The sequence below is a fragment of the Pseudarthrobacter sp. BRE9 genome (genome assembly GCF_031844305.1).
Taxonomy (GTDB): Bacteria; Actinomycetota; Actinomycetes; order Actinomycetales; family Micrococcaceae; genus Arthrobacter.
The window spans coordinates 261,410-274,997 of the sequence record NZ_JAUZUY010000005.1; the positions used below are offsets into that span (position 1 = coordinate 261,410).

Genomic DNA, 13,588 nt, shown 5'->3' on the forward strand with positions numbered 1-13,588 from the left:
AGCCCTGGGCGCTGACCAGCCCTAGGCGCTCCCGGCCGGATACGTCCGGCCGGAAGTCCACGCGCAGCCAGTCCTGTCCGAAGGTCAAATAGTGGCCAGGGCACCCATGGCGCTTTCCACCCGGACATGGGTGCCTGCCTCGATATGGACCACCTCGCCGTCAATCTGGCATGGAACAGCGTTGCGCGTGGAGAAGGCATAGCTTGTGACGCTGGGCTGATGCCCGAGTCCCAGGGTGACGGCGCGGAGCGTCATCAACGCCATCTTCATGAGCCCGGCGTGGGGCAGCGTCACCACCTCGAACCGGCCATCGTCCGGGTAGTGCGACTCGCTGACCGTTCCATACTTCGCCATACGCGAGATGTTGGCCAGGATCAGGCTGTCGAACTTGGCGGTGGCTCCGTCGTCCCGCACCAGCTCGAACGGCTTCAGGCCACGGAGGGTGCGGGCAACGGAAATCAGTTCGACGACTTTTCCTTTGCCGCCCTTTTCGATGCCGATGGCCATCAGGGGCGTCAGCCCGAAACCCACATAGGAGTGCGCGTACTGAACCTGCTCGCGGCTTCCGGAACGGAACGCCACCCGGAGCAGGTCGATGTGCCGTACTTCGCCCGTCCGGAGGGCGTCGGTGAACGTTCGGGCCGGCAGGCTTCGAAAGTGGTCGTTGGCGTTACCTGCAGGAATCACCGAGCACATGGCCTTGCTGCCGGGAACGTCCATCACGCCGTTGACCACGTCGTTGTACCCGCCATCGCCGCTGACTGACAGGATAAGCGGGGCACCCTGACCTGCCTCGGTCCGCGCAAGCGCACGGGCGTGCCCGGCATATTCGGTAGGCAGCAGGTCCACAGGCAGGCCCGGCAGGTCCACAGCCAGCTCCCGCTGCAAGGCCTCGATCCGGGCGCCCATCCCCGCCCGGCCAGCATTGAAGATCACCACGGCGCGGTCGAAGGGGCAGGCTCCGTCATCAGCCATGGCGTGCTGCTACTCCCCCATCCCGGGATGTACGGGTACGAAATCGACGGTGTTCCCGGAATTGGTGCGGCCTGCAGGGGTCCTGTTGTATCCCCGCGCGTCGAGCCCGTTCCTGGCCCGGAATTCCGCGAGCGCGGCGTCGTAGGCGTTGTTGAGGGTCCGGCCCGAAAACTCGCCGGTGCTGCCGTCGTTGAAGGCGATCCGGATCCGGACGCTTGCCGGGTAGTGCCGTTTCATCCGGATGAAGCCGTCGGCGTCCTGCTGAAGGGTGATCATGGGAATCTGCTTTCGTTCGTGGGAGCAGTCTCAAGTTTGCCTCACATGGGACTAACCCCGCCGCTATCCCTCGCAGGCCACCCCGTCGCCGTCGCCGTCCAGCCCGGACCGGTAGCCGGCAGCACCGGCATACAGTGGCGCTGCCCCGGCGGCCACCACCTCGGCACAGTTGGCGTAGTAGACCGCAGTGCTGGCTGCGGCGGGCGCGACGGTGGTCGGTGCAGGTTCGCCGGGGCAGCCGGCCAGGATGCCCGCTATCGCGTCGTGTTCGGCCTGCGTCACCCACAGGCCGTACCGGGCCTTCACGGACACCTGCCGGGCGACGTACCCGCACCGGAACTCCTTGACGGACGGCAACCAGGTGGCCGCGTCGCCGTCGCCCTTTTGCTGGTTGGTGGGACCGTCGGTGGCCTGAAGGTTCAGCGGATCATTCGCAAACGCCGTCCGCTGCTCCGCGGTCAGCTGCTGGGCGCCCTTTTGCCACGCGTCGCTGAGGGCCACCACGTGGTCGATCTGCACGGCACTGCTGGTGGTGGTGCCGCGGATGAAGTTGATGACGGTGCCGGTGTAGGGATCGGCGAGCACGCCTGTCTTGATGGTGCAGGGGACGGTGCTGGTGAAGGTCACCTCGGTGAGGTCCCGCTGGAGGATGTCGTTGCGGGTGTCGCAGCCGTTCCGGTCCACGTCCGCCCAGGTAGGCCCGAACAGCGAGCGCTCGTACCCCGTCTTGGGCGCCCGGCCCTTAATGGGGAGGGTCGCCAGCAGGTCGGCGGCCTCAACAGGAGCCTCCGACCCGGCCAGGATGGTGGTGCTGTCCGGGGCATCGGCGGCGACCGCCGGCAGGCTTGGAGTGAAGAGCGCCAGCAGGGCGGAAAGGACGACGGCGACAGCCCAGCGGGAGCCGGACCCTGGCGTTGTTGCGGGCAAGGACGTGTGGCCGGACATGCAGGTTCCCCAGGTTATGTGTGCAGGAAGAGTTAGGGGCGTCAGCCCCCCATTGCCGCTGACGCCACAGACGAGCCTAGCCGCCGGCGCCCGCCAAAGATGCCCGTTCCGCCCGGACTGGGCCAATCCTTCCCGACTCCTGCGCCAATACTGCGGCCGGGACCGGATGCAGTATGGTCCCACGTGGCCCAAAGTAACTGAAGGCAACGGCGTGTCATGTCCGGGAGCAGACTTAGCATGGGGCATGGCTTACAACGGCGTAAAGACGGCATGCACATTCGTGGCCCTTCTTGGGTTGCTGGTCACAGGAACGGCTCCGGTGTCGGCCGCAACGCCATCCCCGAGTAAGGACCCGGTGGGCAACGACATCTCCTGGCCCCAGTGCAATAAGTCCCTTCCGACGGGGCAGGCCTTCGGGATCGTGGGCGTGACCGGCGGACTGGCCAACAACACCAACCCTTGCCTCTCCGACCAACTCGCCTGGGCCGCCCGCTCTTCAGGGCAAACCAAGCAGCCCAAGGTCGCGTTGTACGTCAACACTGCCAACCCGGGGCATGCGGGCTCCTGGTGGCCTTCGTCCAACACTTACCTCGGGGTACAGGTCACCAATCCCTATGGGACCTGCGCTTCGGATGGTCCCGTCGACCTCGCCTGCTCCTACATGTACGGCTACGCAAAGGCGTATGACGACGCCAGGCGCGGCGTGGCCAACCCAGGCAACTATTTTTGGTGGCTGGATGTGGAGACGGGCAATAGCTGGCAGACCAACACAGCCCTGAACCGGGCAACCCTTGAAGGGATGGTGGACTACTTCAAGAGCATTACTGCCGGACATACGGACGCCGACGGCAAGAAGGCCGGCGTCGGGATTTACTCAACGAAGTCCCAGTGGGCGACCATCGCGGGGACTGTAGCATCCAGCAGTTCCCTGGCAGGGCTGCCGAGCTGGCTTGCGGGTGCCAGAACCCTCCGGGGAGCCAAGTCGAACTGTTCTCTTTCTGGCTTGACGCCCGGCAGCCGCGTAACAGTGACCCAGTACGTGTCGTCCGGTCTCGACTACGACTACTCCTGCATCTAGGCCAACATCTCCCAGCCGTAGATCCCAAACACAGCGGCGGCACCCAAGCCGGGTGCCGCCGTCGTCATTCATTCAGCCTTGTTCGCTCACGGACCCGCCGGGCGGACGACGATGGCTGAACCGGTCTGGTTAACCAGCGAGCCGGAGCTCGAGGTTGCGGTGGCGGTCTTGGTGCCGGTAGCGGACGTATCCGTCAGGGCGAGGGAGTTAACCTCGATGGCCGCGTTCGACTTGGCCGCGATGTTGGACGATACGTCACCCACCTCGGTTGTCCCCGCCGGTGGCGTGAAGGACGTGGTGGCCGAGTTGGTGGAGTTCCGCAGGCCGTGCGCGGTCAACAGCAACGACCCCGGTGTCACAGGCGTAATGGACGGAGCCCGGACATCCGGGTAGGCCACCCCACTGTTCGTGTCAGTGGTGGGTGTGACGTCCAGCGGCGTTGTCGTGTTCGCGCCCTGCACGGCCACCGTTGACCAGGCGTACCGGGAGGCGGGTTCGGACACGCTCGGTGCGGTGTCGCCGGCCTGCATCACGCGGTACCAGACCGCCTGGTGCGCCGATGTAGAGCCGGCACTGGTGAAGTCACCCACCGCCCGAGTCCAGCCCGCCGGGGCCGTGGTGTTCGCCGACGCGGCCACGGTGACCTGCGAGAACAGGAAGACCGTATCGCCGGGTTGCCACCCGGCCGGCAGGGCGGCCGTGTACGAACCCGCGGCTGTCAGCTCGCCGGAACCCGTTGCGGAGGACCGGACCGAGACTGCCGTCGTTGTTGGCGGCGTCGTCGTCGGCGGCGTCGTCGTTGGCGGCGTCGTCGTCGGCGGTGTCGTTGTTGGCGGTGTCGTCGTCGGCGGTGTCGTTGTTGGCGGAGGCGCCGCACGGGTGACGGTGAATTTGTCTGTATAGGTTCCGCCGGAAGCGCGGACGAATGAACCGGTCAAAGTCGTGCTTGTCACCGACACGTTCAAGAAGCCGTAGGTGGGGTTGTTGTTGCTGCCCATGAAGCTCTGGAAGTACGGCGCCGTCGTCGTGTTGCTTTCACTGTTGATCGACCTGCCGCCCGAACCCACCGTGGCCAGGATGGTCCCGGTCCCGGCGGCGAACTGTCCCGTGGGGTTCGTGTCTGCCAGACAGTCCGGGTTGAAGCTGCTGACGGGGATGGCCGTGCAGCTGCCCTTGAGCGCCAGCGGGTAGCTGCGCGCGTACGCATGGTCGTGTGCCTGCAGGTACAGGTCCACCTTCTTGGAAACGAGCATGTTCATCAGATCCGGGCTGGCGGCGCAGGGGTAGTTGACCATGGACAGGCAGTACATGTGCATGCCGACGACGACGAACGGGATCCCGGCAGCGCGCGCCGAGTCAATTGCCGACGTCACGAACTTGTAGCCCTGGGTGCCGGATTTGTACGACCAGTCCAGGCCCGAACCGCTGTATGTCAGTTTCGGGGACACCATGATGAGCCGCACCAGCGGGCTGCTGGCCGGGTAGTCGGTGTAGAACTGCTGGGCATAGTTTCCTACCGAACCGAGCTTGTCCGGCAGGCACTTAGCGAAGTTGGTCCACACCCCGTCGGGTCCGTCGTCCTCATGGTTGCCGGTTATGAACTCATACGGCATGGTTCCAGCGTGCTGCTGGACGAAGTTGCACCAGGCCGTTTCCGGGGTGATCTGGGAGTAGGAGAGGTCGCCAAGGTTGAAGAATGCGGCGGTTCCCGCGTTGCGGGCGGCGTCGATCACCTTGCCGGTTACCGTGTTGCCGCCGGTGTCGCCGGCGAACCCCAGGCTCACCGATGTGGCGGCGGAGGCCTGCGAGTCGCGCGACGTGCCGAGGAAGGAGACATTGGCGAGCACGAGGGCGGTGCCCAGCAGGACGGCCAGCACCGCAATCACTGGATGGCGCATGGGCCCGTGCGCGTTCACTTGCAGCTCCATTCGGTTGCGCGGCGCAGACCGTTGTCGGCTGCGGAGAAGCCTATGACAACGGCGTTGGCACCCTGGCCTGAAACCGAGCTCGCGGACCCGGACACGCCGGTGAACTGGGCGTCAGATCCCGGGGGCAGGATCCGTGCGCTCTTCCCGATCCAAATCACCGCTTGCGGCCTCGATGCGCGGACGGACTTCGAGCTGCCTGCCCCCACGGTCACGCCGGCAATTGCCGATGCGGCGCTCGACGTGGCATCGGCAGCCGCGGCCCCGACGTCGGTGACGGCGCCAGTCGCAGCCCACGCAACGGCATGCGTTCCGTCCGCCACGGCACTTTGACCTACGGCCTGCCCGGTTGAATCGATCCCAAGCACTACACCGCCTTTGCCGCTAAGGGTGGGCAGTGCCTTCGGAGAGCCGTCCGGTGCCCAGACAACGGGAGTGGCGTCGTCCCCAAGGGCCACCCCGCCCGCCGTGCCGTTCGGGCCGACCGCGAAGGCATGTCCGCCCCGCGCACCGGCGGGCAGTGTGAGTTCGTGGGGTGCCGTGGTTACGGAAGGCCAGACTGCAGGGTGCTCATCTTCGTCGGCGCCCGGCCCGTCTGAATGTTCCTCGTCGGCGACCAGTGCACCGGCAACGACCCCGCCGTCAGACACTGCGGACGGGATCGCCACGTCTCCGGGCTTGACCGGGAGCGGATGGTACTGCCCGTCCTGCCACCACCAACCCACCAGCACCTCGTTTGTGGCGTCATACCCCGTGCCGACGACGACTCCTGACGCGTTAATCGCCGTCGGGGCCGCGGCCTGGAGCGGGATCGCAAGCTGCGTCGGCTGGCCGTTCCGCCAGAGCACCGGTGCCGACTCGCCCGCGGCGGTATCGGCGAGGCCCACCACCAGGCCGTTGCTGCTCGAGGCGACGGCGTTGCTGCCCCGCCCGCCGAGTCCGGGAAGGAGTTGCGGTGTGCAGTTCGTGGCCGCGGGTAAATTAGGACCTGCCGCGGTGGCAGCGGCCGGCAACATCACCATGCCGCCCTCAGCTGCCAGTACGAGTGCCGTCAGCACCGCCCCGGGCCGTAAGTCCCCGGACCTCCCGCGCCGGGACGACCCGCCCCCGCCGCCGGGTAAACCTTTGTTGAAAAATCTGTGCTTTGACAATGTCGCTCCCCGGAGTTGAACCCCAACGTCCCCAGCAACGTGTGCAGCACGTAGACCTCTGCTTGGCCGCACTGTCTTTCGACTCTAGGTTCCGGCCAAACGGCAGTCACGAGTAGGGGGTACCTGCTTCGAGCGTTAGGGGCTACTTACACCGGCAACCCCCTATAAAGCAGAACGACGGGCACCCAACCCGGGTGCCGCCGTCGTCCGTCCTGCCAGGAAGAAGCGCCTACTTGAGCTTGGGTACCAGCACAGGCGTGTTCCTCTTGTACTCCTCGTAGTCCGCCTGGCCGCCCCACTTCTTGTCCGCCTTCTGCTCCAAGGGCGGCACGCCGCTGCCCTTGATCAGCAGCAGTGCCACGAATACCGGGGAGACCAGGGCCGCCCACTGCCAGCCCTGCAGGACGGGCAGCGCGATGACGGCCACGCCCACCCACAGCGTGATCTCACCGAAGTAGTTGGGGTGGCGGGATTTCGACCACAGCCCGGCGCTGATGAAACGGCCCTTGTTGGCGGAGTCTTCTTTGAAGCGGTTCTTCTGGAGGTCCGCCACGGTCTCGACGGTGATGCCCACGGCCCACACCAGCAGGCCCACCCAGAAGAACCCGTCCAGGCCCACCTTCTTGTCAGACGTGATGGCCACCCACGCCAGCGCCGCAGTGAGGACCACCCACAGGCCCTGGATTGTCCACGTGTTCAGGAAGCGGAAGAAGTCCGGCTTGAGCTCATCGAAGCGGTCGTCCTTGCCGTGCTTGCTGATGCGCAGGAACAGGAAACTGCCCAGCCGCGCGGCCCACAGGACCACCATGGCCGCCAGCAGCATGCCGCGCGCGTCAACACCCGGGGAGGCCAGCACCAGGAACACCGTGATGGAGATGTACGTCAGGGCGCCGGTGAGGTCGTAGAACTTTTCCGTCTGCGCCTTGTAGGACGGGATGAACACCAGCCACTGGATAACGAACGCAATGGCGACTCCCAGCGCGAACACCGGGAACCCGCCAATCCTGGATCCGCCCTGGCTGCCGGCAAGTGCAATGAATACCGCCACCACCACGGCAATAACGCTACTGATGAGCGCCTTGCGGCTCTTTTCGTTCACGGACAGGTTCCTTTCCCGTGGCCTACCGCGCTCTGCTGCACGGCGGGTCCAGTCGCACCCCTGCGCGCGGTTGCATCCAACTGCGCATGGGGCGGTACACCTAGTCTTCGGAGCGGCGAGCAGGTTGTATGGGTGGACTCCGTGGTGTGGATCCTGCTGGTGAAGCCGCGGCCTAAACCCTCGCCACCAGCGTCACGGGGAGCATGCTTTCGGCGCACCATTTGGGACCAAGCCCCGGAAACCCGGGGGCCGGCGTCGTCCGCTGCCGTGAAAGCATGCCTCGCGTGACGTGGGGTGGCGCGGACTGGCCCGGTTTTCACAAAGAAATCCTGAAAGTCAGCAGCTCCCATCGCCATTGGTCCCGCAAAACTGGGCCAGTGTGACGCGCGGCCCCGCGCAGGAGCTCAACCGAACAGCGCGGCCACCTGGGTCAGCGTTTGGAAAACCCCAAAGGCCAGCGGGATCCCCACCAGGACCCACGCCAGGACCAGCCTGCCGGTGGACTTGCGGGCCGGTTCGTGCGCGCCGTGGGTGTGTGCTGTGCTGCTCATTTCAGGCCTCCCTGGGAAGATTCGTGCCGCTCGGGGCGGCGTTCGTGGAACCGTGCGTCGACGGGCTTGACCAGCAGGTTGGAGACGAAGCCCACCACCAGCAGCCCCACCATGGTCAGCAGCGCGGGCTGGTAGGACACGGCATTCAGCTGGCCGGGCTTGCCCTGCGCGTCCAGGATGCTGTTGACGATCAAGGGCCCGGCTACCCCGGCCGCGGACCAGGCGGTAAGCAGCCGGCCGTGGATGGCACCCACCTGGTATGTACCGAAAAGGTCCCGCAGGTACGCCGGTACGGTGGCAAATCCGCCGCCGTAGAACGAGATGATGATGAAGGCGAGCACCACGTAAAGGGCAGTGGCGGTGGAACCGGCGAACGCCAACACCGTGTACAGCACGGCGCCGACGCCCAGGTACATCATGTAAATACGTTTGCGCCCGGTGACGTCGGAGGTGGCGGACCAGGCGAACCGGCCCGACATGTTGCCGATGGACAGCAGCCCCACGAATCCGGCGGCGACGCCGGCACTGACCAGGGACTTGCCGTCGGACTGCCGGAAGAAGTCCTGGATCATGGGCGCGGCCTGCTCCAGGATGCCGATGCCCGCCGTGACATTGCAGAACAGCGCCACCCACACCAGCCAGAACTGCCTGGTCTTGATGGCATTCTTCGCGGAGACGTTTTCCGTGGTTACCAGCTTTGCCGCCTTGACCTTGGCGGGGTCGAACCCGGCGGGCCGCCAGTCGTCGGCTGGGACGCGGACCGTGAACGCGCCGAACAGCATGTAGGCGAGGTAGACGACGGCGAGGGTCAGGAAGAGCTTCCCCACGGCGTCGCCGCTGGCCACCCAGCCCTGGGCGCCGGAGTTGGGATCGTACGCCTTGAGCAGGGCCTGGGATACCGGGCTGGCGATGAGCGCCCCGCCGCCAAAGCCCATGATCGCCATGCCGGTAGCGAGGCCGGGCCGGTCCGGGAACCACTTGATCAGCGTGGATACCGGCGAGATGTAGCCGATGCCCAGGCCGATGCCGCCCACCACGCCGTAGCCCAGGTAGACGAGCCAGAGTTGGTGCGAGAAGATTCCGAGCGAGCCGATCAGGAACCCTCCCGCCCAGAACATCGCCGAGGTGAACATGGCCTTGCGGGGTCCGTTCGTGTCCACCCAGGTCCCCATGACCGCGGCGGAAAGGCCCAGCATCACGATGGCGATGGAGAAGATCACGCCGATCTCGGTCAGGCTGGCGCCGAAGTGCTTGACCAGCGCGGTCTTGTACACGCTGGTGGCGTAGGCCTGGCCGATGCAGAGATGGACGGCGAGCGCGGCGGGCGGAACCAGCCAGCGGTTGAAGCCCGGCGGGGCGATGGAGTGGTCACGGTCCAGGAAGCCCATGATGATTCCCTTTACTTGTCGATGACGTCGATGTCTGATCGATCCAGAGGCGAAAGGCCCTGTTGAACCCGGGCCTGCTACCTTCGGCAATCATCAGGCAGATCATCAGCATACATACCAGTTCTGCGCCGAGCGGCAGGAAATTTACGGCAGGCGGCTTGAAAGGGCGCAGAACCCAGTCAGCCCTGCACCCGCTGCCCTGCTTTCCGCCCGCGGCGCGCGGATGGCAGAGTGGGATGATGAGTGAGCAACCAGCCGCCCTGGTCCTGAACCTCGAGTGCAGGGTGCCGTCGCCGCCGGAGGCAACGTTCCGGCTGCTGACGGAACCGGAAGGGCTTGCGACATGGTGGGGCCCGCACGGGTTCACTATCCCCGAAGTGGACGTCAACCTGGTGGTGGGCGGCCGCTACCGGTTCCGCATGGCCCCGCCGGAAGGCGAGCCATTCCATCTCTCAGGGGAGTTCCTGGAGATCGATCCGCCCTGGCGCCTGGTTTACACCTTCGCCTGGGAGGAACCGGCGCCGGACGACCGGGAGACCGTCGTCGACCTCTCCCTGGCCAGTATCGGAACCGGCACCCGGGTGGTGCTCTCGCAGGGGCCGTTCCGGACGGAGGAGCGGCTGGCCCTGCACCGGGACGGCTGGAGCGATTCCTTCGAAAAACTGGTCCTCGCCGCCGAGCGGGCCAAGTAGGGAAGCGCGCGTACCGACCGCGTCACGCAGAGCAGGCTTAAGTGAGGCGCACCAACTGGCCCAGTTTTCACCGCATAGCCCTAAAAATCCGCGGGTCCTGCCGTCGTTTGTCCCCGAAAACTGGGCCAGTGTGACACGCGGCCAACATTTGCCCTGGTCCAGATGGCGGGCGGCTGCGCGGCGGACCCGGAAAACCGGGGCACCAGTCCAGGGGTGCGATAGCTTGGGCCAGTATTCACAGCAACTTTCGAACTCCGGGCAGGTACGGCATGGACGCGGACGTCATCATCATCGGCGGCGGGCTGGCCGGGCTGGCGGCCAGCAATGAATTGGTCCGTGCGGGGAAGCGCGTGGCCATCGTGGACCAGGAGAACGAGGCCAACCTGGGCGGCCAGGCCTTCTGGTCACTGGGCGGGCTCTTCCTGGTGGACACCCCCATGCAGCGGCGCCTGGGCGTGAAGGATTCCTTCGAGCTGGCGTGGCAGGACTGGCAGGGTTCCGCGCAGTGGGACCGGCTGTCCGGGCCGCACCCCGAGGACGAGTGGGCGCGGCAGTGGGGCCGCGCCTATGTGGAGTTCGCCGCCGGTGAGAAGCGCGTATGGCTGCGGGAACAGGGCATCCGGTTCACGCCGCTGGTGGGCTGGGCCGAGCGCGGCGACGGGCGGGCCGGCGGCCACGGCAACTCTGTGCCCCGCTTTCACGTTCCGTGGGGCACGGGCACCGGGGTCTCGGAGCCGTTCGCGGACAAGGCCCGGGAGGCTTCCAGGGCGGGCAGCGTCCGGTTCTTGTTCCGGCACCGGGTAGACGGTTTAACGTACGACGGCGGCACGGTCACCGGGGTTCGGGGCGCGGTGCTGGCTCCTGATGATTCCCCGCGCGGGGTGTCCTCCAGCCGGGATGTTGTCGGCGGGTTCGAGCTGCGGGCGCAGGCCGTGGTGGTCGCGTCCGGCGGGATCGGCGGCAACCATGAGCAGGTGCGGCGCTGGTGGCCTGACCGGCTGGGGACCCCGCCGCGGAAGATGGTCACCGGGGTGCCGCAGCATGTGGACGGGCGGATGCTGGACATCGCCGACGAGTCGGGGGTCCGGCTGGTGAACCGCGACCGCATGTGGCACTACACCGAGGGGATCCAGAATTGGAACCCCATCTGGCCCGACCACGCCATCCGGATCCTGCCCGGACCATCGTCGATGTGGTTTGACGCCCTGGGCCGGCGGCTCCCCTCCCCCGGCCTGCCGGGCTACGACACCCTGGGCACCCTCCGCCTCCTCCGCACCACGCCGGAGCTCCAGCAGCACGACCACTCCTGGTTCATCCTCAACCAGCGCATCATCGAAAAGGAATTCGCCCTCTCCGGCTCTGAGCAGAACCCGGACATCACCAACCGGGACCTCAGGCTGCTGCTTAGGACCCGGCTGGGCCGCGGCGCTGGTGCCCCCATCGAGGCGTTTAAGGAACGCGGCGCAGACTTCGTGGTGGCGGACAACCTAGCGGAACTGGTCCGCGGAATGAACGGGCTGACGAACGAGCCGGTGCTGGATCATGCAGTAATCCGGCGGCAGATCGAGGAGCGTGACGCAGAGGTCCGGAATCCCTACTCCAAGGATGCGCAGGTGGCTGGCATCCGCAACAGCCGGCGTTTCCTGGGCGACCGGCTCTTCCGAACCGTGAAGCCGCACCGGATCCTGGACCCAGCCGCCGGCCCCCTGATCGCCGTCCGGCTGCACGTGGTCACGCGGAAGACGCTGGGCGGCATCCAGACGAACCTTGACGGCCAGGCACTCGGTCATAGCGGCGTTCCCGTTCCCGGCCTTTATGCCGCCGGAGAGGCCGCAGGGTTCGGCGGCGGCGGCGCCCACGGCTACAACGCGCTCGAAGGGACGTTCCTGGGCGGCTGCCTCTTCACCGGGCTGACAGTAGGCCGGGCCCTGGCCCGCACCCTGTAGGACTTACGGCAGGGGAGCCAGGCGAATCTGCATCGATAAGGAGTGCGCTGCTGCCAGATCGCCTTCGTCGTACACCAGCACCCGGCCGATGAGAAGCACGGAACGGTTCGGCGAGGCAATGTGCCCCGTCCCACCGGGAACTTCACCGGTCCAGCCGGGTCCGGTGATGAGGAAGTCCCCTGCTCCGGTGCCGGTGGTGCGCTTGCCAATGTAGGCGAAATTGGTGTTGTTGGACGGGTTGGTGAACTGCACGCTGTAGTAGCGCCCTGCCATGTCCGGCACGTGGAAGAGCAGTGGGCCCTTTGCGAGGTCCAGCCAGCCCAGGGTCATGAGAGTGTCCCGGTTGACCCCGGCCGAGGCCAGCTTCGAAGCCCCGGCGGGCACCTGAAGGGGGTCTGCGAAAAGCGCCTCGGACTGTGTGTACAGGGTGTTGACGGGAATGGGCCCGTCGCCGAACCCCTTGCGCAGGATGGCCCGCCTGAACACGGTCAGGAGCATGCGCGGCCAAAAGTAGATGGCCGCGAACCAGGTCGCCGCCATGACAGGGCCGAAGATCAGAAGATGTTCCGCCCTCACTGTTCCGTGACTCCCACCATGGCCACGGCTGGCACCTCATAGCTTCCGTCCAGGACTGCGGGGCCGGGCTCGTAGACACGCAGCCAGAGAATGAACTTTCCGGAGGGGGCGGGCAGCCAGTTGGATTCGCGCCCAGGCGGAGGCGTGGTCTGGATGTGGACCTCAATCGAGCCATCAGGCTTGGGCATGAGTCCGGAGCGGTCGCCCACGCTGTACCTGCGGAGGGGATTCGCTACGAAGCGGTTTCTGGCGTCGCCCATGGTCAGTGACCAAAAGGCGTCGTTCGGCGGCAGGCCGCCCGCCGGGAACCGGAGGACGTAGCGGTTCCGGCCGCTGAGCGCGGCACCCGTTGCATCCGAGTTCGTCCACCAGTACACCGCCTCCTCCGGAGTGTTCACTGGGCCGGGGAACAGCTGCGCGCACGCAGCACGCATCATCATCCCATTGCCGGGATCACCCAGGCCGGGCATCGTGACCCACCCATTGACGCGGCGGGACTTGATCCTGGCGAAGACCTGGGCGGTCACGAAAGCCAGGCCAAAGCCGACCAGGAACCCCTGGAGCACGTCGCTGCGGACCGTCCGCGCCAGCTGAAAGAAGAGCATGTAGAGGATGAATGCCACGCAGATGGTCCCGACCAGCGCGGCAAGATAACCATAAGTCCGGCTCACCCTTCCCTTCCCTCCCGGCCCGGGCCTGCGTCCGCGTAGCCCAGCAGATGGTTGTTGGCATCCCACGCGAGGATCCGCGCCAGGAATGCACGCCGGCGTTCCACCCGTTCCCGAATACTGGGCCTGAGGCGGCGGAAGAATTCCACCGAGAGCAGGTGCGGGTAGCACTCCTCGTGCGCCTGCGTCTGCATGAGCACCACGGCCTCGGCGTCCTCCGGCGTGGCCTGGCGAAGCTGGATGTCCATAGCGCCAGCCTAACCAGTGAGGCTCCCAAGCCCGCGCAGCAACTAAGCCCCATGCCGCCGTCGTACCCTG

The 13,588-nt window shown here is 66.4% G+C and carries 14 protein-coding genes; 3 read left to right on the top strand and 11 right to left on the bottom strand.

Annotated features, from left to right (window positions below; genetic code table 11):
* Window positions 1-84: 84 nt before the first annotated feature.
* The 3 genes from Q9R31_RS12220 to Q9R31_RS12230 all read right to left on the bottom strand — a co-directional run bounded on the left by Q9R31_RS12220 (window position 85) and on the right by Q9R31_RS12230 (window position 2,196).
* Window positions 85-975: a diacylglycerol kinase family protein gene (locus tag Q9R31_RS12220; RefSeq protein WP_311262997.1), complete on the bottom strand. Its 891-nt coding sequence runs from the start codon at window positions 973-975 to the stop codon at window positions 85-87.
* Window positions 976-984: 9 nt separating this feature from the next.
* Complete coding sequence (locus Q9R31_RS12225) at window positions 985-1,251, bottom strand: hypothetical protein (RefSeq protein ID WP_311262998.1); 267 nt, start codon at window positions 1,249-1,251, stop codon at window positions 985-987.
* Window positions 1,252-1,314: 63 nt separating this feature from the next.
* Window positions 1,315-2,196, bottom strand: a complete 882-nt coding sequence (locus tag Q9R31_RS12230; protein WP_311262999.1) for a DUF1524 domain-containing protein — start codon at window positions 2,194-2,196, stop codon at window positions 1,315-1,317.
* A 244-nt stretch (window positions 2,197-2,440) separates the two neighbouring features.
* On the opposite strand from Q9R31_RS12230, the gene Q9R31_RS12235 reads away from it, so the two are divergent.
* Window positions 2,441-3,274, top strand: a complete 834-nt coding sequence (locus tag Q9R31_RS12235; protein WP_311263000.1) for a hypothetical protein — start codon at window positions 2,441-2,443, stop codon at window positions 3,272-3,274.
* An 86-nt stretch (window positions 3,275-3,360) separates the two neighbouring features.
* On the opposite strand, the gene Q9R31_RS12240 is transcribed toward Q9R31_RS12235, so the two are convergent.
* The 5 genes from Q9R31_RS12240 to Q9R31_RS12260 all read right to left on the bottom strand — a co-directional run bounded on the left by Q9R31_RS12240 (window position 3,361) and on the right by Q9R31_RS12260 (window position 9,388).
* Complete coding sequence (locus Q9R31_RS12240) at window positions 3,361-5,190, bottom strand: metallophosphoesterase (RefSeq protein ID WP_311263001.1); 1,830 nt, start codon at window positions 5,188-5,190, stop codon at window positions 3,361-3,363.
* On the bottom strand, window positions 5,187-6,221 hold the full coding sequence (locus tag Q9R31_RS12245) for a hypothetical protein (RefSeq protein ID WP_311263002.1): 1,035 nt from the start codon (window positions 6,219-6,221) through the stop codon (window positions 5,187-5,189). Before Q9R31_RS12245 ends, Q9R31_RS12240 begins: the two co-directional genes overlap by 4 nt.
* A 358-nt stretch (window positions 6,222-6,579) precedes the next feature.
* Entirely contained in the window at window positions 6,580-7,449 is an 870-nt protein-coding gene (locus tag Q9R31_RS12250; RefSeq protein WP_311263003.1) for a DUF1295 domain-containing protein, read from the bottom strand.
* Window positions 7,450-7,853: 404 nt separating this feature from the next.
* Complete coding sequence (locus Q9R31_RS12255; protein ID WP_311263004.1) at window positions 7,854-8,000, bottom strand: hypothetical protein; 147 nt, start codon at window positions 7,998-8,000, stop codon at window positions 7,854-7,856.
* Complete coding sequence (locus Q9R31_RS12260; RefSeq protein ID WP_311263005.1) at window positions 7,997-9,388, bottom strand: OFA family MFS transporter; 1,392 nt, start codon at window positions 9,386-9,388, stop codon at window positions 7,997-7,999. Before Q9R31_RS12260 ends, Q9R31_RS12255 begins: the two co-directional genes overlap by 4 nt.
* Window positions 9,389-9,627: 239 nt before the next feature.
* On the opposite strand from Q9R31_RS12260, the gene Q9R31_RS12265 reads away from it, so the two are divergent.
* Entirely contained in the window at window positions 9,628-10,080 is a 453-nt protein-coding gene (locus Q9R31_RS12265) for an SRPBCC domain-containing protein (protein WP_311263006.1), read from the top strand.
* 269 nt (window positions 10,081-10,349) lie between these two features.
* Window positions 10,350-12,026 carry an FAD-binding dehydrogenase gene (locus Q9R31_RS12270; protein WP_311263007.1) on the top strand — a complete coding sequence of 559 codons (1,677 nt, stop codon included), beginning with the start codon at window positions 10,350-10,352 and terminating at the stop codon, window positions 12,024-12,026.
* A gap of 3 nt (window positions 12,027-12,029) precedes the next feature.
* Here the strand turns inward: Q9R31_RS12270 and Q9R31_RS12275 are convergent, their stop codons facing one another.
* Genes Q9R31_RS12275 through Q9R31_RS12285 form a run of 3 tightly spaced genes read right to left on the bottom strand, consistent with a single transcriptional unit; the run spans window position 12,030 to window position 13,518 of the window.
* Window positions 12,030-12,602, bottom strand: coding sequence for a DUF1254 domain-containing protein (locus tag Q9R31_RS12275; RefSeq protein ID WP_311263008.1), 573 nt, complete (start codon window positions 12,600-12,602; stop codon window positions 12,030-12,032).
* Window positions 12,599-13,273: a DUF1214 domain-containing protein gene (locus tag Q9R31_RS12280; RefSeq protein WP_311263009.1), complete on the bottom strand. Its 675-nt coding sequence runs from the start codon at window positions 13,271-13,273 to the stop codon at window positions 12,599-12,601. Before Q9R31_RS12280 ends, Q9R31_RS12275 begins: the two co-directional genes overlap by 4 nt.
* Entirely contained in the window at window positions 13,270-13,518 is a 249-nt protein-coding gene (locus Q9R31_RS12285) for a hypothetical protein (RefSeq protein WP_311263010.1), read from the bottom strand. The genes Q9R31_RS12280 and Q9R31_RS12285 overlap by 4 nt, the downstream gene beginning before the upstream one ends.
* Between the last annotated feature and the right edge of the window lie 70 nt (window positions 13,519-13,588).